This is a genomic window from Nitrobacter sp. CN101, from assembly GCF_055390255.1.
This window is the reverse complement of the sequence record NZ_AP038833.1, coordinates 2,417,382-2,439,445: the sequence shown is the minus strand read 5'-3', so window position 1 is coordinate 2,439,445 and position 22,064 is coordinate 2,417,382. Positions and strand designations below refer to the sequence as shown.

At 58.8% G+C, this 22,064-nt stretch carries 38 protein-coding genes; 12 read left to right on the top strand and 26 right to left on the bottom strand.

The window, feature by feature from the left end; translation table 11 throughout:
• Positions 1-86: 86 nt before the first annotated feature.
• The 15 genes from ACZ5IL_RS12200 to ACZ5IL_RS12130 all read right to left on the bottom strand — a co-directional run bounded on the left by ACZ5IL_RS12200 (position 87) and on the right by ACZ5IL_RS12130 (position 11,076).
• A complete protein-coding gene (locus tag ACZ5IL_RS12200) occupies positions 87-1,625 on the bottom strand; it encodes a hypothetical protein (RefSeq protein ID WP_464591760.1) in 1,539 nt (512 codons plus the stop codon).
• On the bottom strand, positions 1,601-2,089 hold the full coding sequence (locus ACZ5IL_RS12195; RefSeq protein ID WP_464591758.1) for a hypothetical protein: 489 nt from the start codon (positions 2,087-2,089) through the stop codon (positions 1,601-1,603). Before ACZ5IL_RS12195 ends, ACZ5IL_RS12200 begins: the two co-directional genes overlap by 25 nt.
• On the bottom strand, positions 2,086-2,442 hold the full coding sequence (locus ACZ5IL_RS12190; protein ID WP_464591756.1) for a hypothetical protein: 357 nt from the start codon (positions 2,440-2,442) through the stop codon (positions 2,086-2,088). The genes ACZ5IL_RS12195 and ACZ5IL_RS12190 overlap by 4 nt, the downstream gene beginning before the upstream one ends.
• The gene (locus ACZ5IL_RS12185) at positions 2,439-3,221 is read right to left on the bottom strand and encodes an HK97 family phage prohead protease (RefSeq protein ID WP_464591754.1); all 783 of its coding nucleotides are present in this window, start codon (positions 3,219-3,221) and stop codon (positions 2,439-2,441) included. The genes ACZ5IL_RS12190 and ACZ5IL_RS12185 overlap by 4 nt, the downstream gene beginning before the upstream one ends.
• 18 nt (positions 3,222-3,239) lie before the next feature.
• Complete coding sequence (locus ACZ5IL_RS12180) at positions 3,240-3,950, bottom strand: hypothetical protein (protein WP_464591753.1); 711 nt, start codon at positions 3,948-3,950, stop codon at positions 3,240-3,242.
• A 15-nt stretch (positions 3,951-3,965) separates the two neighbouring features.
• Positions 3,966-4,280 (bottom strand): hypothetical protein, encoded by a 315-nt coding sequence (locus ACZ5IL_RS12175; protein WP_464591751.1) that lies wholly within the window; start codon positions 4,278-4,280, stop codon positions 3,966-3,968.
• A 13-nt stretch (positions 4,281-4,293) separates the two neighbouring features.
• The gene (locus ACZ5IL_RS12170; RefSeq protein ID WP_464591749.1) at positions 4,294-5,931 is read right to left on the bottom strand and encodes a hypothetical protein; all 1,638 of its coding nucleotides are present in this window, start codon (positions 5,929-5,931) and stop codon (positions 4,294-4,296) included.
• A 32-nt stretch (positions 5,932-5,963) separates the two neighbouring features.
• Complete coding sequence (locus ACZ5IL_RS12165) at positions 5,964-6,410, bottom strand: hypothetical protein (protein ID WP_464591747.1); 447 nt, start codon at positions 6,408-6,410, stop codon at positions 5,964-5,966.
• 318 nt (positions 6,411-6,728) lie between these two features.
• Positions 6,729-7,055, bottom strand: a complete 327-nt coding sequence (locus tag ACZ5IL_RS12160) for a hypothetical protein (RefSeq protein ID WP_464591745.1) — start codon at positions 7,053-7,055, stop codon at positions 6,729-6,731.
• 89 nt (positions 7,056-7,144) lie between these two features.
• Positions 7,145-7,648 carry a hypothetical protein gene (locus ACZ5IL_RS12155; RefSeq protein WP_464591743.1) on the bottom strand — a complete coding sequence of 168 codons (504 nt, stop codon included), beginning with the start codon at positions 7,646-7,648 and terminating at the stop codon, positions 7,145-7,147.
• A gap of 64 nt (positions 7,649-7,712) precedes the next feature.
• A complete protein-coding gene (locus ACZ5IL_RS12150; RefSeq protein WP_464591741.1) occupies positions 7,713-7,997 on the bottom strand; it encodes a hypothetical protein in 285 nt (94 codons plus the stop codon).
• Positions 7,997-8,245 (bottom strand): hypothetical protein, encoded by a 249-nt coding sequence (locus tag ACZ5IL_RS12145; protein WP_464591739.1) that lies wholly within the window; start codon positions 8,243-8,245, stop codon positions 7,997-7,999. The genes ACZ5IL_RS12150 and ACZ5IL_RS12145 overlap by 1 nt, the downstream gene beginning before the upstream one ends.
• 136 nt (positions 8,246-8,381) lie before the next feature.
• Positions 8,382-8,834, bottom strand: coding sequence for a hypothetical protein (locus ACZ5IL_RS12140; RefSeq protein ID WP_464591737.1), 453 nt, complete (start codon positions 8,832-8,834; stop codon positions 8,382-8,384).
• 227 nt (positions 8,835-9,061) lie between these two features.
• Positions 9,062-10,303, bottom strand: coding sequence for a tyrosine-type recombinase/integrase (locus ACZ5IL_RS12135; RefSeq protein ID WP_464591735.1), 1,242 nt, complete (start codon positions 10,301-10,303; stop codon positions 9,062-9,064).
• Between the two features lie 344 nt (positions 10,304-10,647).
• On the bottom strand, positions 10,648-11,076 hold the full coding sequence (locus tag ACZ5IL_RS12130; protein WP_464591733.1) for a hypothetical protein: 429 nt from the start codon (positions 11,074-11,076) through the stop codon (positions 10,648-10,650).
• A 381-nt stretch (positions 11,077-11,457) separates the two neighbouring features.
• Between ACZ5IL_RS12130 and ACZ5IL_RS12125 the strand changes: the two genes are divergently transcribed.
• Positions 11,458-11,646, top strand: coding sequence for a hypothetical protein (locus tag ACZ5IL_RS12125; protein WP_464591731.1), 189 nt, complete (start codon positions 11,458-11,460; stop codon positions 11,644-11,646).
• Between the two features lie 513 nt (positions 11,647-12,159).
• On the opposite strand, the gene ACZ5IL_RS12120 is transcribed toward ACZ5IL_RS12125, so the two are convergent.
• Positions 12,160-12,348 (bottom strand): cold-shock protein, encoded by a 189-nt coding sequence (locus tag ACZ5IL_RS12120; RefSeq protein WP_464591729.1) that lies wholly within the window; start codon positions 12,346-12,348, stop codon positions 12,160-12,162.
• Between the two features lie 206 nt (positions 12,349-12,554).
• Here ACZ5IL_RS12120 and ACZ5IL_RS12115 point away from each other — a divergent pair, with 206 nt between their 5' ends.
• The 6 genes from ACZ5IL_RS12115 to ACZ5IL_RS12090 all read left to right on the top strand — a co-directional run bounded on the left by ACZ5IL_RS12115 (position 12,555) and on the right by ACZ5IL_RS12090 (position 14,395).
• On the top strand, positions 12,555-12,722 hold the full coding sequence (locus tag ACZ5IL_RS12115) for a hypothetical protein (protein ID WP_464591727.1): 168 nt from the start codon (positions 12,555-12,557) through the stop codon (positions 12,720-12,722).
• Positions 12,719-12,991, top strand: coding sequence for a hypothetical protein (locus ACZ5IL_RS12110; RefSeq protein ID WP_464591725.1), 273 nt, complete (start codon positions 12,719-12,721; stop codon positions 12,989-12,991). Before ACZ5IL_RS12115 ends, ACZ5IL_RS12110 begins: the two co-directional genes overlap by 4 nt.
• A 49-nt stretch (positions 12,992-13,040) precedes the next feature.
• On the top strand, positions 13,041-13,262 hold the full coding sequence (locus ACZ5IL_RS12105; protein ID WP_464591723.1) for a hypothetical protein: 222 nt from the start codon (positions 13,041-13,043) through the stop codon (positions 13,260-13,262).
• A gap of 289 nt (positions 13,263-13,551) precedes the next feature.
• Positions 13,552-13,743 carry a hypothetical protein gene (locus ACZ5IL_RS12100; protein ID WP_464591721.1) on the top strand — a complete coding sequence of 64 codons (192 nt, stop codon included), beginning with the start codon at positions 13,552-13,554 and terminating at the stop codon, positions 13,741-13,743.
• A 76-nt stretch (positions 13,744-13,819) separates the two neighbouring features.
• A complete protein-coding gene (locus ACZ5IL_RS12095) occupies positions 13,820-13,948 on the top strand; it encodes a hypothetical protein (RefSeq protein WP_464591719.1) in 129 nt (42 codons plus the stop codon).
• Positions 13,949-14,092: 144 nt separating this feature from the next.
• Positions 14,093-14,395: a hypothetical protein gene (locus tag ACZ5IL_RS12090; RefSeq protein ID WP_464591717.1), complete on the top strand. Its 303-nt coding sequence runs from the start codon at positions 14,093-14,095 to the stop codon at positions 14,393-14,395.
• Between the two features lie 362 nt (positions 14,396-14,757).
• Here the strand turns inward: ACZ5IL_RS12090 and ACZ5IL_RS12085 are convergent, their stop codons facing one another.
• Positions 14,758-14,898 (bottom strand): hypothetical protein, encoded by a 141-nt coding sequence (locus tag ACZ5IL_RS12085; RefSeq protein WP_464591715.1) that lies wholly within the window; start codon positions 14,896-14,898, stop codon positions 14,758-14,760.
• A gap of 47 nt (positions 14,899-14,945) precedes the next feature.
• Positions 14,946-15,221 (bottom strand): hypothetical protein, encoded by a 276-nt coding sequence (locus tag ACZ5IL_RS12080; protein WP_464591713.1) that lies wholly within the window; start codon positions 15,219-15,221, stop codon positions 14,946-14,948.
• Positions 15,222-15,408: 187 nt separating this feature from the next.
• Here ACZ5IL_RS12080 and ACZ5IL_RS12075 point away from each other — a divergent pair, with 187 nt between their 5' ends.
• The 4 genes from ACZ5IL_RS12075 to ACZ5IL_RS12060 all read left to right on the top strand — a co-directional run bounded on the left by ACZ5IL_RS12075 (position 15,409) and on the right by ACZ5IL_RS12060 (position 17,177).
• Entirely contained in the window at positions 15,409-15,594 is a 186-nt protein-coding gene (locus tag ACZ5IL_RS12075; RefSeq protein WP_464591711.1) for a hypothetical protein, read from the top strand.
• A 313-nt stretch (positions 15,595-15,907) separates the two neighbouring features.
• A complete protein-coding gene (locus ACZ5IL_RS12070; protein WP_464591709.1) occupies positions 15,908-16,315 on the top strand; it encodes a DUF2231 domain-containing protein in 408 nt (135 codons plus the stop codon).
• Positions 16,316-16,534: 219 nt separating this feature from the next.
• Positions 16,535-16,744, top strand: a complete 210-nt coding sequence (locus tag ACZ5IL_RS12065; RefSeq protein ID WP_464591707.1) for a hypothetical protein — start codon at positions 16,535-16,537, stop codon at positions 16,742-16,744.
• A gap of 205 nt (positions 16,745-16,949) precedes the next feature.
• Positions 16,950-17,177 carry a hypothetical protein gene (locus ACZ5IL_RS12060; RefSeq protein ID WP_464591706.1) on the top strand — a complete coding sequence of 76 codons (228 nt, stop codon included), beginning with the start codon at positions 16,950-16,952 and terminating at the stop codon, positions 17,175-17,177.
• Positions 17,178-17,634: 457 nt separating this feature from the next.
• Here the strand turns inward: ACZ5IL_RS12060 and ACZ5IL_RS12055 are convergent, their stop codons facing one another.
• The 4 genes from ACZ5IL_RS12055 to ACZ5IL_RS12040 form a co-directional block, all read right to left on the bottom strand.
• Entirely contained in the window at positions 17,635-17,877 is a 243-nt protein-coding gene (locus ACZ5IL_RS12055) for a hypothetical protein (protein ID WP_464591704.1), read from the bottom strand.
• A 23-nt stretch (positions 17,878-17,900) separates the two neighbouring features.
• Entirely contained in the window at positions 17,901-18,113 is a 213-nt protein-coding gene (locus ACZ5IL_RS12050) for a hypothetical protein (protein ID WP_464591702.1), read from the bottom strand.
• Between the two features lie 150 nt (positions 18,114-18,263).
• On the bottom strand, positions 18,264-18,488 hold the full coding sequence (locus ACZ5IL_RS12045) for a hypothetical protein (RefSeq protein ID WP_464591700.1): 225 nt from the start codon (positions 18,486-18,488) through the stop codon (positions 18,264-18,266).
• Positions 18,489-18,524: 36 nt separating this feature from the next.
• A complete protein-coding gene (locus ACZ5IL_RS12040) occupies positions 18,525-19,649 on the bottom strand; it encodes a hypothetical protein (RefSeq protein ID WP_464591698.1) in 1,125 nt (374 codons plus the stop codon).
• A gap of 124 nt (positions 19,650-19,773) precedes the next feature.
• Between ACZ5IL_RS12040 and ACZ5IL_RS12035 the strand changes: the two genes are divergently transcribed.
• Positions 19,774-20,040 carry a hypothetical protein gene (locus tag ACZ5IL_RS12035; protein WP_464591696.1) on the top strand — a complete coding sequence of 89 codons (267 nt, stop codon included), beginning with the start codon at positions 19,774-19,776 and terminating at the stop codon, positions 20,038-20,040.
• 51 nt (positions 20,041-20,091) lie between these two features.
• Here the strand turns inward: ACZ5IL_RS12035 and ACZ5IL_RS12030 are convergent, their stop codons facing one another.
• The 4 genes from ACZ5IL_RS12030 to ACZ5IL_RS12015 all read right to left on the bottom strand — a co-directional run bounded on the left by ACZ5IL_RS12030 (position 20,092) and on the right by ACZ5IL_RS12015 (position 21,783).
• Positions 20,092-20,298: a hypothetical protein gene (locus ACZ5IL_RS12030; protein WP_464591694.1), complete on the bottom strand. Its 207-nt coding sequence runs from the start codon at positions 20,296-20,298 to the stop codon at positions 20,092-20,094.
• Positions 20,295-20,846, bottom strand: coding sequence for an HK97 family phage prohead protease (locus tag ACZ5IL_RS12025; protein ID WP_464591692.1), 552 nt, complete (start codon positions 20,844-20,846; stop codon positions 20,295-20,297). The genes ACZ5IL_RS12030 and ACZ5IL_RS12025 overlap by 4 nt, the downstream gene beginning before the upstream one ends.
• A 137-nt stretch (positions 20,847-20,983) precedes the next feature.
• Complete coding sequence (locus ACZ5IL_RS12020) at positions 20,984-21,550, bottom strand: hypothetical protein (protein ID WP_464591690.1); 567 nt, start codon at positions 21,548-21,550, stop codon at positions 20,984-20,986.
• A complete protein-coding gene (locus ACZ5IL_RS12015) occupies positions 21,550-21,783 on the bottom strand; it encodes a hypothetical protein (protein ID WP_464591688.1) in 234 nt (77 codons plus the stop codon). The genes ACZ5IL_RS12020 and ACZ5IL_RS12015 overlap by 1 nt, the downstream gene beginning before the upstream one ends.
• Between the last annotated feature and the right edge of the window lie 281 nt (positions 21,784-22,064).

Genomic DNA, 22,064 nt, shown 5'->3' with positions numbered 1-22,064 from the left:
GGGATAGGCTCGCATCCCAATCCCCGCCGCCCTCGGGTATCAACCCGAACGGTCCCCGCGTCGCGGCGGTGACCGGAAAGGTAGAATCACTTGTCCGTGGTGTTGTGATCGCCTGAGAAGAACTGGCTGGATCCATCGGCGGCCGGCGCCTGCGTCGGGAAGGAATACCAGGAATTACTCATCGCCTGGGCCAGCGTACGGCCGTCGAGATTGATCGTCAGCGCGAGCGGTGCCAGCTTGGCTTGCGGAGCTTCGTTGGCGGCGTGCTTGCCGACCCGCCGCTCATAGCGTTCGCCAAACGTCTCGTGCTTTTCGCCGGCCTGGCTTTTGAGCAACTGCAGCGCCGCAGTCCAGACCTGGTTTGTGGTCTGGGCGTATTGCGCGAGCAAAGCGACGCTGCCCATCAAGCCCGTTGCGAGCGGCCCGTTCGCGGGTTTCTTGTGGCTGTCGATGTATTGCTCGGCAACGCCGTACGCGCCTCCGAGCACGCCGCCGGCAACCGCGCCGCTGAGTGCCCCGGCCGGCCCGCCGAATTTCCCGATGGTGAACCCAGTACCCGCACCTGCCACCGCACCTAGAATCGCGGAGCCGCCGACCTTGCCGTCATTTTTGACCCCGGGCAAAACGTCGCGGATGCCATCCATGACACGCTTGAAACCGTGGAGCGCAACATTCACGGATGGCAACGTATCCTTGCCCAGCTCCATCGCGGTGATGTTGAAGTCGGCCATTGCGGTCCGCGCCTGCTGCACGGTCGAGCCGGCCTTATAATTCTCGGCGAACCCGGCGTAGCGATTCTTGAACTCTGGCGAGTTCATTTCCTTCATCAGCGTCTGCACCTGCTCTCGCACCGCCGGATCGGCCAACAGCGCGAACCCGCCGCCGCCTTGCGCACCGAACAATTGCCGCTCATAGGCGGCGCGCTTCTCAACCGGAATCTCTTTCGCGCGACCGCCAGCAATCTCCAGCATCTTGAAGATGTCAGGCTTGCCGTCTGTGAACCAGGTCGGCTGGTGATTTTTGTCGACCAGGCCGAACGCCGCCAAAGCCTCTTCGTGCTTTTTGAAGGCCATCTTCGACATCATCGACGTGCCCGGCATCGCCCGCAGCGCCATCTCGCGCAGCCAGGTGCCGGACTTTGTCGACGTGGCACCGGCGCGCGTCAGTGCGGTGCCAAGCAGCAAGGACTGCATCGGGTCGATCTCGAGGCCAGCCCGCAGCAGCGGCACCGCATAGCCGGCGGCGCGCTCAATCGAGGACAGCGAGCCAGGATTGGCGGTCGACAGGAACGCGAACGCTGGCGCCAGTTTCTTGATGTCGGACGGACCGTACTTTGGCAGCATATGTGCCAAGCCGATCAGCGCCTTCATCGAGCTTTCGGGGCTTTCGCCCTTCAAGCGGGCTTCGATCGTCGCCGCGCGCAGCATCTCCGGCAGGACATCAATGCCCCCGCCTTGGGTGCCTTGGAACATCCGGATTTCTTGCTTGGCCGACTCCGAAATATCGTGCAGCGAATAGCCGCTCTCCGACATCGAGTCCTGCAAGATCTTGCGAAACTTGGAGCGGTTGGCGTCGTTGGACGCCACGCCGGAGTGGTAGATCAACTGGAGGACCGCGTCTTCCATCTCCGCCGCCTGATAGGCGCCATATCCGAGCAGGCCGGCACCTGCATCGCCGCCCCGCCGAAGCGAACATGGCTGCCGCCAGGGATGGACATGCCAGGGCCAGAAATGTGGGCGCCGCCGCCACCACGCAACCATCCCGGCTGACCTCGTCCGCCACGACCGCCACCGCCCGGGAAGCCGGCGGGCAGAGCTAACGCCGCCCTGGCATTCGCGGCCGATGCGTTACGGATTGCGGTCCGAGCCGCGGTTGCGTTTGCCGCAACGTCACCCCAGGCACCGGCCAGGCGGTTGGTCTCGCCGATCGCTGCTCCCATGCCGATGGGCCTCGTGATTAGGGCGAGGTTCTTGCGCGCCTTGTCGACCGCGAGGTTGAGCTCGCGGATCTGCCGAAGGATCTGGGCGAGCGCCGGCGAGGCCTGGTTGACGATTTTGAAAACCGCGCCGACTTCGAATGACGTGATCATTGAATCGTCCCCGAGTTTGCGACAGTGGCCTTTTCAATTTCGTTTTTGCACCGGGCGACGGTCGCGACGAACGACTCCGCGACAAACGCGGCGACCTCGACACCGAGCGAGCCCGCGAGTCGCATCTTCATTCGTTCGCGAACGGTGACGAGGTGCTGCAGCATTTGGTCGTGAGACGCACCGACGAAAATCAGAGCTAAGTCGGCGGCCAAGGCGACGCTCCGATCGATGAACTCAGGATCCAAGCAATAGCCGTCGTCGGGCATCGTGTTTTCGTCCCAGTACGATCCAGTAACGGCAAGCGCGGTTTCGATCCGATCGATGGCGTGCTCTATGCGAGCGATCGGCGTCATTCTGCGGGTCTCGACATGGTCACCGGCCGCGGCAGGGCCTGTGCGGCCTTGATCAGCAGCAATGCGCGGTCTTCGTTTGGCATTTCGGACAGCGCCTTGGTGATGTCGTCCTGCGTCGGCCCCTTCTTTTCGAGCGTCCCGCTGACGTCGGCTTCCTTGGACACCGCAACAAAGCCAAAGGCACCAGCAGTCTTCGGCGGCATGGGCTCGGCGAGCAGCTCGACAATCCGTTTTTCTAACTGCTCTATTCTGTTGTCTCTCTCCTGAAGAGCTTTCGCGATGATGTCGGCGCCTTTCGGCTGAAGGACTCGATCAAGGGATCGATCAATGTTGTCAAGCGCAGCGTTTGCTTTGGCTATGGCGGCTTTGTAAACGTCAAATCTCGCCTCCGGATTTGACGGCCTGTCGACCAGACTGATCTCGGTCAACAGAATTTTCGTTATGATTTTCTTGTTGTCGGGGTCGCGGGCCAGCGTCTTGCCGCCGATCGAGAACCCCTTGTAGACGCCGCTGGTCACCTTCTCCCAGGCGACGTCGTCGACGATCTTCGCGCCGATGTAGAGGCCCTTGTCGTCAACGCTGGCCTCTTCGGTGGTGCCGACAGCAGAGAGCTGGTGCATTTCCCGAATATTGGCGAACTCGAGATAATCATTGAGCGCGGCTTCGACCGCGGCCTTGGTCACGGTCTCGCCGTGCGCGTCGGTGGCTTCCGTGGAGGCATAGCCCCAGACCATGCGCTGCTCGGTGTCGACCTTTTGGATTGAGCCATAAAAATGCACGGCGAGATTCCTTCTATGTTAGCCGGCCGATATCGTGAGCGTTGCGTTAGGATTGTTTGGCAGGTCCGCGGCCAGTTTGAGCCAGGCGGAACGATGCGGAGTATGGTCGGGTGCCGGCGGAGCGGCTGCAAGTTGCAGGGCCTCGGAAAACGGTTGCAGCTTAGCAAATACCGGCTTCATCGCCTCGGCATCGCCGCTATGGGCGATCGTCACCAGGGCGTCAAAGCACGCCTTCACCCGAGTTTGTTTTTCGACCGCGAAGATGACCGCCCGTCGAAGTTCGTCGAGAGCGGGTCCCGTGGCTTCCTCAATCAGGATGTCGGCGACGGCGTGCTGCTCCGGGATCTTCAAGGCCTCAATCGCCAAGCTCTCGGCGTGCATGGCCTGCTCGAACTGCTTTCTGGCCGCGAGTGCCGCGTCCGCATTCTCTTGCGCAATAGTATGATCAGTGAGAAGCTTTTGGCGGGCGTTGGAATCTACGCTCGGCATTTCCCCTCTCAGAGGTGACCGGGCCCACGCCGCGGTATCTTCCGCTGATCTGTCATCAAATTCCGTCAGGGCCGTGCGGGTTTCGACTGCGATCTCAATAACGCTCGTGAGTCGATCATAGGCAGCCTTCGCTTCCTGGATCTTTCGTTGGTGCTGAGCGCGTTGATCGAGAATGTCTTGCAGGCGCTGGCGCGCCGGAGACGCGGCAGCTTTCGTTTCGAGTTTGTGGACTGTTGCCATTTGGGTTTCCTCTGGTTAGACCGCCGCGCCCGTGACCGGATCGCGCCAGGTGGCGCCATCAAAAACGACGATCTTGCCGAGGCTCGTGTCGTAAAATTGCAAGCCCGGAGCTGCGAAGTAGAGGCTCCCGGTGGCTTGGCTGGTCAACGGCCGTGCGCTGGTCGGGCCCGACAGTGCGACCTTAACCCATCCGTTTGCGCTCAACATCACGGCGTCGGCATCGAGAATGTCCATCACCGCGCCGGGCGCACCGGAATAGCTGCGGCCATTGACGACTATCGTCTGACTAATCACCGCCGGCGGGGGCAACATGCGGATATTCAGAGCCATTTTGTGCGTCCTTTCACCCGATCATCCCCATCGACCGGAATTTTTCGTTCATTTCGTCGTCGAAAGATGCTGTCCGACCTATGTGGTGCGCGGGGATTTGCTTCTGCTCTGGAGGCCCTTGCTTGCCCTCTTGCTGAAGTTGCCACTCGACGGATCCTCGAGCCCATTCGCGTTCAATAGGCATCGGCTTGTCGTTGTCGGGGGGCAGCGGCCACGTTCCATTGGCTTTCATCGCAGCCGTCTCCTGGCGGGCGATCTCGAGCATGGCTCGGCCGCCAGACCAGTCATGCAGGATCAATCCCGTCACCGCGCCACTTACGGCGTTGGCGATATCTTCATGACCAAGGGCATCGATCGAATCCTTACCGCTGCGCGCGGTGCGACGCTCAAGGCTGCAGATCTGAGAGATCAGCTTAGGATGATCCAGGAGATCGACGCGAACACCGTTGATCAGCGGGAGCATCTCGCAATAGAGGTCGGATTTCGGCTTTGCGCTGGGCTCGTAGGTGATGCCGTGAATTTCAAAGCGCTCCCGCGGCCAGAGCCCGGCATATTTGTCGCCTTGAACCTTTTTGATGCCGTAGGTCTTAAGCAGCTTCGCAAACTCGGACGTGACCTGTTCGGGTGAAAATGGTGGCTTAGCTTCGCGGACAGCGTCCAGAACGGCGCGGTCACCTTCGCGGTGCGCGATCGCCAGGGTCATGGAATCGGCACTGCCGCCGCTCGGGTCGACGAAGGCGACGTAGCTTTGCTCCTTTGTCGGGGGTAGCTCGTAGCGGTGCTTGATGACGCAGGCCTCGACGGCTTCGCGCGAAACAAACGCCTCGATGTCCGATCTGAATTCCGCGCCAAATTCCGCCGCGGCATTCGCCGGGTCGCGGTCATAGGCATCGCTGATGACCGACGCCGGCACACTAGGGTTCATCGTCGTGGTGCTGGCGCGCCAGACCAGCACCGGCACATCATTCTGACCGAAGTATTTCCGGAATGCGTCATACAGCGCGCCGCGCTTGGCGTAAGGGCTGCTCGCGCACAACAACATGGCATCCGGCAACATAGTTGTCATGCTGGGCCGGAGGGCGGCAAGGATCTCCACATCAGGGCTGGCACTGTCATCGCCCTGCCAGAACGCAATCTCGTCACAGAGGGCCGCGACCAACGTGTAACCGCGGACGCTGCGGAAATTCGCGGTGCTGATCTCGATCGAGATGCCGTTGCAGAGATCAATTCGATCTTGCGTGATCTCGCCGACGACCATGGCGGCGATCATCGGCGTCTCGGTGATCAACGCGGTGATGTAGCGGAAGATGACGCGAGCCTGCCGACGATCGGCGGCGATGACGAGCACGGTGCCACGTTCACCGGGAACCAAGCGGTCCGACCATACCTTGAACACGGCGAGATAAACCGCGATCAACGCGAGAATGAGAGACTTGCCACCGCGGCGCCCGACGATCAGCCAGGCCTCGATGTAGCCCGAGGCTAACGGCGCGGTGCGGCCGGTGCACGTCTTGAATATCTCCAGCTGAGCGGGGTCAAGGGGAAGGCCGAACAGCGCCGACAAGAGAACGCACCAACAGGCGAAGCTAACAGGATCCCTGAACCAGCGGGCAAACAGGTCATGATGGCGCATCGCGTCCAGGATGGTCACGATGGGTTGCGCTGAATGGCTGGCTGTTGTGCTCATTCAGCAGTCGCCTTTGCACGCCGCGGAGTCTGCGCAGCCATCCATTCCGAGATCGTTGGGGTCCTTTGTGCCGATGGTCCTGATTTGATGCCTAGTGCCCGCACAGCTCGGCTTGCGGCACCCTCCAGGCGCACGAGGGCCGCGAGGTCAACCGCGCCTGTGCCTTCGCAGAGGGCCTTGGCGCGGGTTTCTTCGGCAAGAGCGGTTAACTCGGCAGCGCGGCGGATGTCGGTCACCTGCACCGGCGTCACATTATCTGCGCCGCCAAGTGCGTCGACATAGAAGTTGACTAGATCGCGCCGGCGACGACCGGCGGGCGAGCGTCCCGTATGGCCGGCGAGATACCGCGGATCATTGCTGATCTTGGCGCGGTTGGTGGTCGACGACTTCGCGGTCGCGGAGCGAGCGGATTGCATCGTGTTTTTCGCGGCTCTGTCGGACATCATGCGGACATGGGTGCCAGCAAAAACACGAAAGTCAAATTTCTCAGATATTTGTCAGACCATGTCCTATGATAACATATCTTGTGACAAGCCATGTCCGGGTCTGTCGTGTGGCGCAAATGTCACCGGCTCTTTGACGCAGCGACGGACACTAATTTGAAGCGCGCAAGCAGGCCCCGAGCACGTCCAATATAATTCCCTTGGCCTTGTGTCCTTCGGGGACCGCACAATGGAGCAGGAAGACATCGTGCGAATAATGCTTGGCGGCTTAGCGACCTAAACCGGGGCCGAGATATCCCCCTCGAGCGTGTCAGCTAGTCAGCGCCGGCTCTCCAAGCGCTCCGCGATCATGCTCAATTGGACGACTGCTGGTCCAAGCTTGTCAGCCAGATCGTTCAAGCGTTGCAGCTTGTCGTTCATCATGTACTCGCCGACCAATGGTCCGAGCGCCTTCATGACTGGCCGCCGTGGCATGTCCGGATCCATGGACTCGAGAAAGTCCAGCCAAAGGATTGCCTGCTTTCGTGAGATCGTGAGCGTGAACTCCTTGGTCTCGCCGTCTGCGAGCAACCTCTTCACCTCGGCGATCGTTTCCAGAAGCTTTTCCTGCCACTTCGCTCGACAGCTCTCTTCCCTCCCTTCCATAACTAGAGTTTCCTTCTTGGAGAGCTGTCTATTTTTGAAGGTGTATAGGTGAAGGTGTAAATTTGAAGGTGTATGTGCGCCACGGGTGGCTAATCCCGATTGGCCACCGGTGGCACATCTGGATACGCCACGGGTGGCAGATCTTGGTATTTTAGATACGCCACGGGTGGCTGATCTTGGTATTTTAGATACGCCACGGGTGGCTGATCTTGGACGATGGTTTTCCGCTTTATTCGCCTCTCGTCCCTGCGGTCCTTGAGCATGACTTGGTGATCGATGACAGCGTTTAAGGGCTCTCCCTTGGTCCAATACACGTTGGCAGTTTTGGTCCGCTTCCAGTCGATCCAGCCAGTGGCGCGCAGCTCGGCCCGAGCACGGGCGATCCAGCGCTTCGGGATGGCCGTTTTGTCCGCGATGGTTTCGTCCGACAGGATAGCCAGCCCGGAATACTGGTTGACGTGCTGGGCGATGCAGAACGCCACCTCGAACGCTCGGGCATCCAGACGCGGATCGGCCATCACGCCGCTCATCCAATCCAGCTTATCGCCGGTGAATGACCGTTGCTGAACCTTGTCGGGCTGCTTTTTGGTCATGCGGCGGGCTGTCCGAGGAGCAGGCGCCGGTATGCCTCGGCGTCTGCGATCTCCTGCGCAATGCTCACGCCGCCTCCTCCCGCTTGGTCCTAAACAGGTTCGTGCGCGTCGGCTCGATCAAGCCGGCTCCGCACAGGCGGGCCGCGATACCGAGGCCGATCATATTCAGGCTTGTCTTCGAATGCCGGCGAGCCCTGTGGCCGAGGGATGCCTTGGCGATATCGACTGCGCTGGCACCGGATGGTGATCGGCGGACCACATCGAGGACGCGCTTGTCACGCTGCTCATTCTCTAAAGTCGGTTCACCGTGTCGCGCGGTGGCCGGCTTCGCCGCTCTTTCGGAAGACATCAACCAGCACGGCGCTTCTGGTTCGGGCGCTTCACCTGGCCCTTGAGCCACTCGCCTGCTTCCTGAATTGGAATGAAGACCTTGCCGCCGAAGGCGACCCAGGGCAGACCGTTTGCACGGTTGCGGTAACGCGCGACCGTGCGCGTCGCGATGCGGTGCGTGCGGGCAAATTCGGTCTGTTCGAGGTAGCCGGCCAGGATGCCTGCGTCGGAAGACGGCGATGCCGTCTGATCGTCGGTGGTGGTCATTTTGTGCTGCCTTTGTGATGGCCTAAGCCAGTTGATGACAGCGGGAACGTATTTTTAGACCGCTCACTTCGGACCGACAGGTTCGGGGTGAAATTTCCCGCAATCTGTCATTCCAACATCCGACGTGAGACGCGGGTCACTTATCCGGCAAGATGAAGCCCCAGAGCGTGGCCTCCGCTTCATCGCGCTCATCCTTCGCGGTTAGTTCCGCGCTGCGCTGCCGCTTCGGCAGTTCGATGTAGTCTCGGACAATGCGACCTCCATCTTTGATCTTTGGGTCGGCGAAAGTGAGAACAGTGCAGACGAAATTAAAAGCGGCACCTTGGCCGGTCAGTGTGGCGCCGAAGTATTCAAGATCCTTATCCAGTTGCTCCACGAGCCACATCCTGTTGCCTGCATCAACCCCGCGTTTTTTGGGTTTCATCTCTTCTATGGCGCGGCGCGCAGTCTTCTCAACCCTATCGAGACCATCGAAAAGCGAAGATCTCTCTCCCCAAAATTCGCGCATGTTGTCGAGCAAAAGAGGCGATTGCGCCGGGGCTGCCAATCTCGCTAGATTGATTTTCTCTCGAATATCCAGCGACCGCAACTCACTCCTAAGTTTTTTCGCCGCAGCCTCGATCTTCAGGAGCTTGTCTTTCGTCGCGTGCGGAGCGTTCGTTTCGTCATCTGCCCTTGAGAGAGCCCGAAACGTATTAATTCGCTCATCAAAGAGCGTTCTGGCTCTCAGAATCTTTCGCAGATCTGGTAGATCCGCGCACAGCGAATCCCACTGCTCCGCGGACAGAGCGAACCTGCAGTTTGCTCGTCGCGCAGTCATCCCCGCCCCCGCGTGATGTCTACAACTTCAGCGGTTGGCTTCTTACCGGCGTCGACTATTGCGCCGACCCGCTCTGTGGCGGCGCGCAGAGGATCGTCGAGCAAATGCGCGTAGCGATGGGTGGTCGACGCCTGCGTGTGGCCTAGCAACTGCCCAATAATCGGCAGCGACATGCCGGCACTCGCCAGTATCGAAGCATAGGTGTGTCGCAGATCGTGCACGCGAACGTTGGACTTGATGCCAGCGGTTTCGCAGACTTCGGCCCATGGGCGTTTTATTCCCTCACGGGGGCCGCTGTTCACCCGGCCGGGAAAAACCCACTGCGCGAGATCCCTACCCGCTTTAGCAGCCTTGGCTCTTTCGTCCGCCAGTATTTCGGAAAGCAGCTGCCGGGCCGGAGCCGACAAGGGAATGCGATGTTCGGTCTTCTGTTTCGTTGTAGCGCCGGGCTTGATCCAGAGTCCGGCATCGAGGTCGAATTGATCCCATGTCGCATTCAGAACCTCGCCACGGCGGGCGCCGGTGAGCAAGAGGAGCCGGACGATGTTTGCGGCCTGCTTGTCCTCATGGGCGTTCAGCGCCGCCAGCAGGCCCGTGATTTCGTCGCCTGACAGATAGCGATGCCGCTTCACCTCTTGGTTCCGTTCGACGCCGCGGACCGGGTTATCGGTGCGCAACTGCCACTTGATCGCCAAGTTGAACATCTTGGACAGGGCGGCGAGCATCCGATTCGCGGCATAGGGACCACCGTCCTTCGTGACAACGGCGTGCAGGCTGTCGACGTCGCTGAATGTGACCTCGCCGACCTTCAGGTGCTTCATCTTCGGCAGCACCCAGCGATCCAGCATTCCGCGATAGAGAGCTGTGGTACTGGCGCGGTTTTTTCGTTCCGAGTGCTCGCGGAGGAATCGCTCAACCAGATCGGCGACCGTCTTTGCGCCGCGGTCGGCCTCGAGGGCCGCAAGGGGGTCCTCCCCCTGAAGCCGGATGCGCTGTTTCAGGTTCGCTGCCTCTTCCCGGGCCGCGGCCGTTTTCCAGTCCGGGAACTGGCCGATGGTGAAGCGCCGCTCGCGGCCGGTCCTGGTGCGATAGTTCAAAATGAACGACCGCGAACCGCCGGACGTCAGACGGATGCCGAACCCTTTGACGGCATTCTCGCCGTCGTCGTACGTGATCCGGTTGCCGGTTTTCGGCACCGGCAGGGCCTTCACGATGGTGTCGGTGAGCTTCTTTCCCATGATCCGTGTCCGCACTGTGTCCGTCCGGCATGGCGCGGGACGTGGCAGGGACTGTCAGACCAAGGTCCTGATTTGTCAAATGATGGCGAAATGAAACAATGACTTAGTCGCAAACACTCATTTTCTACAGCAATTTCAAGTACTAGACGAAAGGCGCCAAAACCGACTTTTAATCATGGGGTCGAGGGTTCGAGTCCCTCCGCGCTCACCAGGAAAATCAAACACTTGCGTCGATATCCGCTTAGTGGCTATAAAATTTATAGCCACATTGTAGCCAGCGTGCCTCGTATTTGTTAGTTGGGCCGCGGAAGTAGCCCGCCCCATTACTGAGGCGGGCCGCTGCACTACGCTAGCACCTCGCACCCGCGCAGTACCTTTCCACCCGTCCTCGATTCCGGCCGCTTCTTCCGCACGGCGCCGACGCCCTCCTCCAAGTCTGGACCGCTGCACAGCGGCGCCACCTGACTCCAATGCGGTGAAGCTTGGTTTGGATTATCGGTCCAACCCAGTGAAGGCTCGCCATCGACATCGGGCTCCTCGCCCGTATGCTCCCCCTCGTGATCGTCTCCAGCGTCCCAATAGACGTCATAGGCGTCGCCTTCCTGGACCTGATCCTCCGGCCGGTGGCCGTCCGTCGAGAATCCCAAGGATGGCTCTAGGTCCGGGTCAGGGTCGAGTTGATCCAGCAGGTCTATCAATAGGGAGATTTGGGCTTCGACTTGCTGCCTAGTTGCCAGCGGCACTGTGCTATTCTCGGCATTAGCCCGAGACATGACTTACCTCACGTTTTTGGGTCAGGCTCGTCGTGGTGCTCGTAACACCATGGCGGGCCGCTTGCGTCGCAAGCCTGAAAAACGTAATACTAAATTGTGAAAAACGCAATACGTAAATCAGTCGGAGGAAAGCGCCCCGGCGCAGGTCGCCCCGCTACAGGCAACGCCCCTTCTCGCACATTTCGTTTGACCGATGAGTTTATGGCTCGGTTAGATACTTGGGCCTTAACCCAAGAAGATCAGCCCAGTCGTTCCGAAGCCATCCGCCGCCTTGTAGAGATCGGGCTGAAGACGAAGAAGGACAACAAATGACCCGCCTCATCGTCGCCGGAGACTTTCCCGACGATACGTAATCATTGCCAAACTTGGAGGAGCATCCAAATGAGGCTCATAATTGCGATTCTGGCCGTTCTTTCGTTCTCGTCATTGGCCCACGCCCGCGGTCACAGCTATGGCGGCGGCCATCATACTAGCAGCCATGGCGGGCATTACTCTGGCGCGTCCGGAGGATCATCGCATCGCGGCGGGACCTACCACGGACCGCACGGCGGATACGGGACGCATCGATGATCGCCGTCAGTCTCGAGCTGCCGTGCCGGGCGGCAGCTCGGACGGATTCAGCCCCGAGTTACCAGTCTTTGCACGGGATCCCAGAGACCGTCGGCGCACCCCTCGCCCGCGGGCTCGCGCGGTCAAAGGCCACACTGTCACTCTCGTCATTTGCAGCCGGGTAACGTTAAGAGCGGATGCCAATTGGAGGGCACTGGGCCTAGCCATATTTACGGCAGATGGATCCGACGCCCAAAAAGTCTTTTGACGTTTACCGCAAGAAGAGCCGCCCCTCGGTACGCTTGGCAATCAGACCTGGCGCTAAGCTGCCTCCCCAGTTTTCGGCAAAAGAATGGGTCTTAATTAGCGAGCGTGAGAGCTCCACGGTGCATTCCGACGCAAGGTTAGACATAGCTGTCAAAGGCTATTGCTATTTCGAGGTCATCAAGGGGTAGGCAACGTGGAAAAGCAAATGACCCGAAGCTTACTCCGGGCCATCCACATCGCGAGCGAGCGTACATCCGGCTCAGCTCACTAGCCTATCCGTAGGTTCTCCGCGCTCTCTTTGCCGCGGTTCGCTACGATCTCATAGCTCACCTTGGCGCCCTCGTTGAGTGAGCTAAGACCGGCCTTCTCCACTGCTGAGATGTGCACGAAGACATCCTTGCCGCCGCTGTCGGGCTGAATAAATCCGAAGCAGTTCTGCCCGTTGAACCACTTCACTGTGCCTGTAGCCGCGTCCGCACTCCGTGTTGAAACGATGAAGCATCATGAGGGCTCGCTTAGACTGCCGCAAGGAAAAACCCGCCGGCGGACCGGCTTGATGATGCTGTGCGGATGACCTGGTCGGGCAGGCCTCTCTGAGGCGCTGAGGCGGGTTTTGTGGTATGTTGTGAATTAGCGCTAGCGCTAAAACCAGAGGTCGCCCGGTGACCACGGGCACGGGAACAACTATCGGCGTCCGAATGCTGGATAATCGCATCGCGGCGTTGGATGCATGGATTAAAAAACAGAAGGAGCCCGGCCTTTCCCGCCCGGAAGCGATCCGCCGCCTGGTGGAACAGGCTCTCGACTCGTTCGGCAGGAAAAAAACATGACCGAGCAAGAAATGAAGCTTCGAACGCGGCTCTATGCAATGGAGCACGTTCTCACCAACACCATGGCCATTCTTTATCTACTATGCGGCTTTACCAGAGAGCAGATCGTCGAGGGACACCAGGCGACATTCGAAGGACTTTCGAAAGAGACCCTACCTGGCGCAGACCCCGCGCAAGCGGATATGTGGATGGATGAGCTTCAGCAAGCGGTGGCATCGCTCCAATCTCAAGCGTTACAGTCGTGGGAAGAGAAGCGTCGAGAGAATTAAATCTGCCGCATCCACCGCTTGGGCGAGCTCGGGCTGAAGGGGAAAACGAATGAGTAAGGCGTCCGGACAGTCCGAACCACGTAAGCCCATCTCGAAAGAAGAGCGTGACGCTGGCAAAGTGCTTCGCGACGCTGACGCACAATCGGCATTGATTGAGCACGCGAACGCAGCAGAGGCATTCGACAAAAATCGCGAGCGTTTAAAGGCGGAGCGGCTGGCTCGTGAGGCAGCCGAGCCACCCCCGCCACCGAAGAAGAAAAGGCGAGACTGAAGACGAAGGGCAGCTAATGCCGGCCAGAGCTAGTCACATACCCACTTATCGAGAGCGGAGCATCTTGCAGATTCTTCACGAGCGCGGGGGCGAGCTACATACAAGGCAGTTCCAACCCGCGGCGGTAACAATCAACAGAATGATCGCAAAAGGCTGGATAGAAATCCCCGCGGCCTTTACGTTTCGCATTACAGTGGCTGGCTTAGCAGCGATGAAGGCAAAGATTCCAACTTCTGCGGCGAGGCACTCCTTCGAGCCCTAAAATGACCCACACGGAGTGGTCGGCAAGATGACCGGAAGCGAATCGAGATTGCTACCCATCAACGCCCGAGTGATCTGGAATGCGGACCATAAGGACGCCGGTACTGTCATCGACAGAGATTGGACCGGCGTCGTCATCAAGTGGGACAACCGCGAACAGCAAAAGCTTCTTCATAACGATATGGCCATGGTGACTAAGGACCTAGAACGAAGCGCCTGATTAAATCGTCGGCCCCCCTCGTCATGCCTGCAAGCTGCAATATGATATGTCTGCGTGCCCACAAATGAGGGGTGCCATGCACCAATTCTGGCAGTGGCTGAGAGCCGAGATCGCGCCGGATGGATTGCCAGACCCAGTGCTGGCATTTAGCGCCGCCGCCTTCGCATGGGTGATTACGAATCTTCTGAGAGCGATCTTCGCCTGATCCGTCATGCGTCTCGTCTGACGATGGTCTTCCCGCGGACCGGCCGCTATAGAAACCCTCGACGGAAGCATCATACCGCGCCGCGCAAAGGAACGACGGGCTGGTCGGCGAATTGGTCTCTCACATGTGCAAAGGAGCGCCATTATGACCGATCCCAAAACTCGACCCAGCGTGGGTAAAGATCCGCCGCCGGCTCCCGCTAATATGCGTCCCTCCACCAACTCGGGTCCGTCCGATACGTCGAATCCAGACCCTGGATATCCCGGCCAGGCGGCCATGAACCAGAATAATCCTGACCAGCGACAGAACCGAGGCGAGAGGCCGCACTTGGAGTTTGAGCAGGACGAAAAAGTTAGAAAGGCCGAAATAAAGAAGGCGGCGGAGGAAGATAATCCGGACAACAAATCTCAGGGCCAGGAAAAAGTGGGGTACAGCGGCGGCACCTGATGGAGTGTTGTCGCCCCTTACAGAAAGGCCGCCCAATGGGCGGCTTTTTGTCACAAACGACTGGGATAACCGGCTCAGCAAATGCCGGGGCGCCCGTCTCGCCGAGAGGCGTCGTCCCTGAACGCCCCATAGCTAAGCTTCATCGTGAACTCGATCTCGCCGCCGGGAAGCTCGCGCCAGGTTTCAACCGGGGTCATACACGCGACCGCTGGCCGGCGATCCCGAACCCTCGCGGGCAGCGGGCCTAATCGGTTTCTCCCGCTCTTCTAGGCGGCTGTGTTTGGGTCATGGGCCTGATGAACTACAGCTGCGCAGCAATCGTAGCCCGTTAGCTTCGTTCTTTTCGCCGAAGTGATTGCGGCCTACGTGGGCGAACGGCAAACGGCTTGGTCGCCGTTCAGCGCGGACACTTCACCCGCTGGCAGATGAAAAAGCGCGGCCAGAAGGAGCGAGACCAGCAGGAACATGCCGATGACTGTGGTAATGAGGAAATAGCGTGCCATGCGCGACAACGAGACAGTCACGCATTGGTTCGATTGAACCGTAGCACTTATTTCGGCGACTTTAGCTCACGCGACCGCAGCCAAAGTTCCATATCAGCGGCCGTTTCGGCTTGGTGCGCCTTACTCTCGAGCTCATCCCTCTCTGGGCCGTGAGGAAGCTTTTCGGCTTCTTTCCGCAGGCGTTCGGCCTCTTCGGAGCACCGTTCGAAGAAAGTCAGCTTTTGAATGTGCAGACGCGATCTCAGTTCAAGAGTGGACTGAAAAGTGAAGCGGTCGGAACAACTTTCATCCCCTCGTATTGAACCGCCGGAACGGTCGATCACTCGCCGCCCCGTGTGATCCCCGAACTCGGATTGGCCCGCTGTGGCTCCAACTCCGGCGGGCCTTTTCGCGGGCTTCGCTCAACGGTGTCGCCTCGCGTAGCTGTCATCAAATTTTGACTCGCACAGAGTAAGTCAGGGACACTAAAATACATCCCCTCTTTCGTCTAAAAGCGGGAGGAGCAGCCCCATGTCCAAGCAACTCGCGAGCCTGCAAGATCGCCTTGCGGCATGGGCCGACGAGGTTCGGAAGGAGGCAGCAACGATGGCGCCCGGGCCGGAACAAGACGCGTTGCTCAAGAAAATCGTACAGGCCGACAAAGCCACAAAACTTTACAACTGGATCAACTCGCCGGAGCTTCAACCGCCGAAATGACCGTCACGGGACTGTTGGGACTTATTGCGCCGTTATCTCACTGCCGGCCTTCTTCCAAACCGATTCATATCAACCGGTTCGCGAAGCTGCGGCAACCCCTTCGGTCGATCCGGATAGATGAACTCCTCGCCGCGAAGCCATCGTCCGCAAGGGGCTGGCGGCTTTCGTTTGAACAAACCCCCCAAATACGGGGGTTTCTGCGTTTCAGGAGGAACGGGCGCACGCGCGGACTGTTGGCTGCATTAGAAAAGGAGCTTTCCTAATGAGAAATCCACGTTCTACGGCGCAAGTAGCCGGGCACCCCATCCACCCGATGGTGATCGCGTTCCCCATCGCATGCTTCGTTCTGGCCTTCGTTTCCGATATCGCCTTCTACGCAACGTCGAACCAGTTCTGGGCAACGGCCTCGTTCTGGCTCCTCAGCGTCGGCCTCATCACGGCCGCGGTCGCCGCCGCGACGGGCCTTGTCGAGGTGTTCGGCGACAACCGCGTCCGCGACCTGTCGGACACGCGGGTGCACGCGGTGAGCAACGGCATTGCGCTGCTGATCACGCTTTATAACTGGTACTCGAGATTCGAGCACGGCAGCTCCGCCGTAGTGCCGACCGGCATGGTCCTCTCGGGGATAGTCGTCCTCGTGCTGATGTTTGCCGGCTGGAAGGGCGGCGAAATGGTGTTCCGCCACCGCGTCGGCGTGGCCGATCACCGCGACCGCTATTGATACCCGGTTCATCAATGTTCTTCTGCGCCTCGTCTCTTGAGGACGGGGCGCAAATTCCGGACCGAAACCGCACCTGCTCTTCACTATACCGGCACCGCAGCACGAATTGAGTCGCTTATGCCGCGTCTATAGGGGCACAATGATTTATCACCGCCCGGCCCCTGGCATTCATCGGTGACTGAGAGTGTTGCGCTCCCGCCTGATTCAAGGGAGCAGCACATGGCGGATTATCGACTTTATTTCCTGGGACTGGACGGCCAATTTCGGAAGGCCGAACCTATCCTCGCGGCTAACGATATCGACGCAATGAAGGCAGCCAGAGAGTTTACTGACGGCTCGGAGCTGGAGCTTTGGGAAGGCAACCGGAAGATTGTGGCCTTCGGCTCGGATCAGCCTCAGATCGTCAACCCGCTTCTCCCTCTTCTTTAAAGCGACCTTCAAGCGAGTAGACCGCGTCGGTGGGCTCTCAATTCGCGATCCCGCAACAAGAGTTCCCCTCGCAACCTTTGCTGATCCGCTAGGAACCAACAGTGCCGCCTGCTGTTGGCCCATACCACCGAGCAAATCGTGGCTTACATCGGTGATGAGAACGCTGACTGCGCTCCCGCCTTCCTCTCACGGAAAGGAGCGCGCCATGCAGAAGCGGCGGCGTTTCAAGCAGACAACATCATTTGAAAAGCGCCTCTCGGAGTTCGCCAGCGGCGAGCGCGCGAAGGCGGACAGCATGATGCCGGAAAGCATGGATAAGTACGAACTCCTCAAGAAACTCAAGCAAGCCGAGACTGCCGCGAACATAGACGTATGGGCGAGCGCCGGACTGCAGCCAGGCCGTCCAAGAAGCGGGCGTGTCCATGAAAGATAGCTGCCATATCTGCCGGGGCATCGGATGGGTGTGTGAGCGGCATCCCGACAGGCCGTACGATGATGAAGCAGGCTGCGCGTGCGGCTACGGGGCGCCGTGCGCATGCAACGACAGCATGCCGTCAGATACGAGCCGCCTAAGCGCCCTTCTGGAAGCATCGCTACTTTATCCAGTGAGTACGGGCACCTGTTGATAGCGAGCTTGCCGCGTTTTCAGCCATGCTACAGTTAAGGGGTATATGCTGAGCGAGAAGGTACATAATCGTACTGGCGCGAAGACGCTAAAATCATCGAGCTTTTCCGCGCCTTCTCGGCGATCATATACACACTAGAGCCCGCGTACAGGTAATGCTGTTGCGGGCCGAAGTGTGTCCAAGGGGGCATAACGGCCCTGACGTAAAATGTAGCCGTTTCAGCGCAGGCTAGGCCATGCCGACAGCACAGCGCCATCCCCGCTGTCAGTTCGGGCTCATCAGGAAGTCCCTGTACTGGCGGTCCCTGCCCTTCATATGCCTGAGCAAGGCTTGGCGCCGCTGTGAGGGCATGCCGGGGCCATGCTCTATGAAGGCCTGCACCGTCTTCTTGAATTCCTGGGCCCGCGGCTCCGATTCCTTCGTCAGGTCGCCGTACTGCGCGATGATTTCCTGTACGCGCTTCTCTATGTCGTCCATCTTCATGATCCTCTCGGCTGTCATGCTCATATGGCGACCCCGCGCCCGCATGGCTAGTTCCGCTTGCTCAGGAACTCCGCATAAGAAGCGTCCATCTCGAGAAGCCTGTCGATCAGCGCACGATGCCGCTCTTCGAGAGTGCCGGGGCCGTTCTCGAGGAAGTCGTCAAGCATCATCCCGAGCTGCTGCACCGACGGCTGGTTGCTCGCGGGAACGTCGCCGAAACGCCCTAAAGCCCTTTTCAGCCGCGTTTCCCGGTCTTCCATCTTCACGCTCCCGACAGCAGTCCACTCTAAGATAAGCAGCATCCGCTACGAGGCTAGTCCTCCGTTGAAAGCGGCGCACCTTCACACGCTGAATTGCGCATAGCGAGAAGCCGCCCCTGTCAGGCGGCTTTTGCGTGCCTCGGTATTTCGTTAGTCCGACGAGGCGCTCAAGAACTTGGCTCCCCTTCGTTGCCGCCCGCCTTCTAGATGGATATCGACCCGAAGCAGTACCGCCCCGGCGCCGGTTCTGGTGAATGCTGTTTCAATACCACGCGTCGAGCTATTGACCGTCCCGAGCAGACGGCTAATGGCCCGATTGATCTGCGTGGTATCCGCAGATATCGAAATTACAAGTTGTTCGGTATCGTCAGCCATTCAGCGTCGTCCCCATTACGAGCGTCGCGCCTTTCATCAATAAGATGCAACGCGATCGGTTCCGGTGCCGCCGTCCTGTACGCCCGTTGCGACTCCCGTGTAGAATTCGCCGCTAACAACGGTACCCTGAGCCGCGGCCTTTACGTCGATACCGATGCCAACGCCGCCAACATTCTCAAGGCGAGAGTTGATATAGCGAATGCGTTGCGAGGCAGCGCCGGTATTACAGACCCGATGTCCCGTGCTGCTGAAAACCTCAATGGCGACTTCATCATACGTATTGCACGTGTTGTCGTCATCGTCAGTCCCGACGACACAACTGCCGATGCGAAGACCACGAAAAACGTTCTCGTTGCCTAACGTACCGCAACGAACCCCAACCGTAACGTCCGTCAAAATGCCGTCCGTGTATCTGTTGTAAAAAGCGCCCAGCGATCCAGAGCCGCCAATCTTGATACCTTCACCACATTGACTGATGAATGTACCTTCAACTAACCCGTATGAAGTGGACAGGAAGTCGATCCCAACCACACCACTAGATACCGGGCCTTGTAGCATTCCGCTCTTAATTGTGATGTAGAAATTTCGCGTACTCGAAGTCCCACGCGCGCGCAGGATCGCCGACGATGAACTCATCTCCGAACTCTTGATAAGAGCCGAACGACTTTGGAATATGAGCGTCGCGTTGTCGTCGAGCAGCCACGGACCGCTGATTTTATAAGTTCCATCTGGGATATAAACATCATCGCAGAGGTCGGTAGCGGCTTGGAGAGAAGTCAGGTCTGCGGCAGAGTTGTCGCCCATCGCACCGAACCATTTGACATTCGCGGGTCCGCTGTAAACTCGAACCCAAGCGCCGGCCGACGAAGCGGTATCGGTTGCCTTGATGTAGATACCTTCCAGCGTGTCGGCAGTGACGCGGGCGGAATAGTTACCGCTGGTGAACACAAACGTGCCGGCGCGGCCGGACTCGGTGAGGAGCACTGACTGATATTTAGTCGTGTCCAGCGCCTTCAGCGCCGTGCGATCGGCGACAGTCGGGTTGGCGTCGACAGTATTGAGTTGCCAGAAAGGCATAGTAAGAAACTCCTTCGTTTGATTGCCGCGCACCAGTACGTCCGTGGCTTCGCGGTTGTGGTGGTAATGTGAATGAGCAATCACATCGTCGTGTGACGATGTGACTCAACCTGTCCGAAGTTTAATTATATTGACTCATCGTCGTCAGAGTTCCGCAGTACAGCCGTCACCGATGCATGGTACAGCGTTGCCAAAACGGAGATTCAACATGTTTGATGCAGAGCTAATTGCGGTTATGCGAGGCGCGCTTGCACAAGCCACACTCGACGTCCGCCCGGATCCATCAACTCAAGCGGTGATGGCCGAACGGATTTTACAGTCAGCCGCGAATGGCACCCGCTCGCAGGAAACATTTCGGATCGTTGCGACCGAAGCCGCAGCAGACAGCGAGCGACTACAAATTCTTAACCCGCCTCATCCGCGACATGTGGACCAGTGCCCGGTCGACCTCGAAGAAGAGAAGGAGTTTTGGTGACGGCTCTCTTCAGCAACTCAGCTCGAAGCCTGAGCGCGACCTCGGCCGGGATCATGCGCCAGAACTAACAGTCAACGCGCCGCTATCGGACCAAAGTTGACCCGCGGCAAGTGGGTCTGCTGTAGGAAGGCCGGTAATGACGAGCTTGCCTGAAGCACTGATCGAGAACGTAACGTTTCCGAAAACGATTTTGCCGTTCGGATCAAGTGTAATGCTATCACCGCCAATATCGCGGTGAACTTTAGTTGCGTAGCTCAATGTTTGATTCCTCTTGCCCTCATCTTGGCCTCGCATCGCCGACGTGCTGCGGCTGCAGCGTTGTCGGAAGCTCGCGAACTGACCCACGCACTTGTCGCCGTATAGGCAGGATTTGCGAGTATGCTGATTTCGTATAATTCGATCTCGCGAATAGTACGCAGCGGAAGTGGACCGTCGTCGGTCCAGTCATCCCAGAGAACTCGGAAGCCAAAGCTGCATCCGCGGACATCCCTGCGACGAACATTGCCAAGAATTTCCAAGCCGCTGGGTGTGCTGGTGTCCGCATCTAGTTCGAAGTACAGACCAAGCGGCGTATCCTTTAGACGCAAAGTTCCTGCAGACTGGCGCCCGAGTACCCTCCCCCAATCATGAGCGATCAACGCAAGACAATCGCCATTCGCGATTGTCTTGAAACTACCAGGTGCGATCTGCTCAATAAATTCTCCACCGATGGTGGTTGGCGTATTGTAGAGCGCAGCATAGCCTTTGATAACTGGTCCGGCCTGCTGCGCAGACGCGTCACGAATCTCCGTGTCAGCGGACTGCAATCTTCGCCTCGCGCTGCTTGAGCCTATTTTTCCGCAACGCCCTGGCAATTGCGACCGGATCAGGGTTATCGACCTTGAGTACCTTGCCTCTAAGCGTCACTTTCCGCGGCGGCTTGGCGTTTTTTCTATCCGCACGTTCAAACATTGTATCCATGCTCCCGCACTTCCTTCAAAAAGTATCCAACCTTTCCATCACCCACGAAGTGTGCGCGAACCGGCTGCAAGTAGTCCTTGCGAACATCCTCGCGATCAAGCCCATCGAGCAATTCATCGTGGTCCTGTCGCGCCGCTTCCAAAGCGCGGGCCGCGTCGCACATCGCACCCAAGCGCCGTTGATACTCTTGGCGCACGCCATCGCAAATAACCTTGCTGGCTCTGTCGCGAGCATCGCTAAGGCGGCGACGGATCACCTCCGTGGCTGCTTCTGAGTCGCTCATTTCGACAACGACCTCACGCAGCCGCAGCGATAACGCGGTTACGCTGTCCTCGGCAGACTCGCCCAGCAACCGAGCGACCCCGGCCGTGAGACGCTGGCCCCCTGCGGCTTTGGCGGCTTCGATTTCTTTCCGAAGCTTGGAGCGCTCCGCGTTCAGTTCGCGGTAGTTCTTTTCTAGCTCTTGGCGTTTTTCAATTAGGCCGTTGTATTCTGTGCTGGCCTCAGCGAGGCCCATTACTTCAAAGGTATTGGTTGGCTTCTTTGCCATCAGGCGGCTGCCTTTCCAAAAATATCATCAAGCGTGTCCGCTACAGCGGCAACGTTGAGTTCGATTGACTTGTGATGACCGTTCGACTGCCAACGTGAAGGATCGGTACCGACTTCGACGAACCGATTGACCGTGCCGTCCGGCTTTTGAATTGAGACAGATCGCCAGTTGCAAGAAATTTCGATCTTGCTTGAACGAGCCTCAGAAAGGTTGGAACGAGCGTCCTCGATCAAGATCGAGATTGCGATCGGCGCGGTAGGGATTGAATCTGGTGCACCGACAAGGCTAGCTCCGTTTGGAGTCATGCCATGATAGGACCGGAGTGCGTCAGCTGCGGTGTGCAACTCCGTGTCAGCCGACAGAGTAACAATCAAGTCGATAACTTCGTCTTCGTCTAGATTCGGAGGGGCGCTGGGGGTGCCGGATGGCAGAAGCCTGGCTTCCTGAAGGCGGCGCGCAATCCCAGAACTTCGGGACCGCGGGAATCCAATGCGGCGCTCGATTGCGTCGAGCG

Bases quoted from the DNA above. Each gene is read 5' to 3' on its own strand.
- ACZ5IL_RS12020 (WP_464591690.1), bottom strand. From the start codon at position 21,550: ATGGCAAAGAAGCCAACCAATACCTTTGAAGTAATGGGCCTCGCTGAG.
- ACZ5IL_RS12060 (WP_464591706.1), top strand. From the start codon at position 16,950: ATGCAGAAGCGGCGGCGTTTCAAGCAGACAACATCATTTGAAAAGCGC.
- ACZ5IL_RS12105 (WP_464591723.1), top strand. From the start codon at position 13,041: ATGAGTAAGGCGTCCGGACAGTCCGAACCACGTAAGCCCATCTCGAAA.
- ACZ5IL_RS12200 (WP_464591760.1), bottom strand. From the start codon at position 1,625: ATGGAAGACGCGGTCCTCCAGTTGATCTACCACTCCGGCGTGGCGTCC.
- ACZ5IL_RS12190 (WP_464591756.1), bottom strand. From the start codon at position 2,442: ATGACGCCGATCGCTCGCATAGAGCACGCCATCGATCGGATCGAAACC.
- ACZ5IL_RS12050 (WP_464591702.1), bottom strand. From the start codon at position 18,113: ATGGAAGACCGGGAAACGCGGCTGAAAAGGGCTTTAGGGCGTTTCGGC.
- ACZ5IL_RS12070 (WP_464591709.1), top strand. From the start codon at position 15,908: ATGGTGATCGCGTTCCCCATCGCATGCTTCGTTCTGGCCTTCGTTTCC.
- ACZ5IL_RS12130 (WP_464591733.1), bottom strand. From the start codon at position 11,076: ATGTCTCGGGCTAATGCCGAGAATAGCACAGTGCCGCTGGCAACTAGG.
- ACZ5IL_RS12180 (WP_464591753.1), bottom strand. From the start codon at position 3,950: ATGGCAACAGTCCACAAACTCGAAACGAAAGCTGCCGCGTCTCCGGCG.
- ACZ5IL_RS12075 (WP_464591711.1), top strand. From the start codon at position 15,409: ATGTCCAAGCAACTCGCGAGCCTGCAAGATCGCCTTGCGGCATGGGCC.
- ACZ5IL_RS12045 (WP_464591700.1), bottom strand. From the start codon at position 18,488: ATGGCTGACGATACCGAACAACTTGTAATTTCGATATCTGCGGATACC.
- ACZ5IL_RS12065 (WP_464591707.1), top strand. From the start codon at position 16,535: ATGGCGGATTATCGACTTTATTTCCTGGGACTGGACGGCCAATTTCGG.
- ACZ5IL_RS12085 (WP_464591715.1), bottom strand. From the start codon at position 14,898: ATGGCACGCTATTTCCTCATTACCACAGTCATCGGCATGTTCCTGCTG.
- ACZ5IL_RS12095 (WP_464591719.1), top strand. From the start codon at position 13,820: ATGCACCAATTCTGGCAGTGGCTGAGAGCCGAGATCGCGCCGGATGGA.
- ACZ5IL_RS12165 (WP_464591747.1), bottom strand. From the start codon at position 6,410: ATGTCCGACAGAGCCGCGAAAAACACGATGCAATCCGCTCGCTCCGCG.
- ACZ5IL_RS12090 (WP_464591717.1), top strand. From the start codon at position 14,093: ATGACCGATCCCAAAACTCGACCCAGCGTGGGTAAAGATCCGCCGCCG.
- ACZ5IL_RS12125 (WP_464591731.1), top strand. From the start codon at position 11,458: ATGAGGCTCATAATTGCGATTCTGGCCGTTCTTTCGTTCTCGTCATTG.
- ACZ5IL_RS12145 (WP_464591739.1), bottom strand. From the start codon at position 8,245: ATGACCACCACCGACGATCAGACGGCATCGCCGTCTTCCGACGCAGGC.
- ACZ5IL_RS12055 (WP_464591704.1), bottom strand. From the start codon at position 17,877: ATGAGCATGACAGCCGAGAGGATCATGAAGATGGACGACATAGAGAAG.
- ACZ5IL_RS12150 (WP_464591741.1), bottom strand. From the start codon at position 7,997: ATGTCTTCCGAAAGAGCGGCGAAGCCGGCCACCGCGCGACACGGTGAA.
- ACZ5IL_RS12195 (WP_464591758.1), bottom strand. From the start codon at position 2,089: ATGATCACGTCATTCGAAGTCGGCGCGGTTTTCAAAATCGTCAACCAG.
- ACZ5IL_RS12175 (WP_464591751.1), bottom strand. From the start codon at position 4,280: ATGGCTCTGAATATCCGCATGTTGCCCCCGCCGGCGGTGATTAGTCAG.
- ACZ5IL_RS12035 (WP_464591696.1), top strand. From the start codon at position 19,774: ATGTTTGATGCAGAGCTAATTGCGGTTATGCGAGGCGCGCTTGCACAA.
- ACZ5IL_RS12155 (WP_464591743.1), bottom strand. From the start codon at position 7,648: ATGACCAAAAAGCAGCCCGACAAGGTTCAGCAACGGTCATTCACCGGC.
- ACZ5IL_RS12160 (WP_464591745.1), bottom strand. From the start codon at position 7,055: ATGGAAGGGAGGGAAGAGAGCTGTCGAGCGAAGTGGCAGGAAAAGCTT.
- ACZ5IL_RS12110 (WP_464591725.1), top strand. From the start codon at position 12,719: ATGACCGAGCAAGAAATGAAGCTTCGAACGCGGCTCTATGCAATGGAG.
- ACZ5IL_RS12100 (WP_464591721.1), top strand. From the start codon at position 13,552: ATGACCGGAAGCGAATCGAGATTGCTACCCATCAACGCCCGAGTGATC.
- ACZ5IL_RS12135 (WP_464591735.1), bottom strand. From the start codon at position 10,303: ATGGGAAAGAAGCTCACCGACACCATCGTGAAGGCCCTGCCGGTGCCG.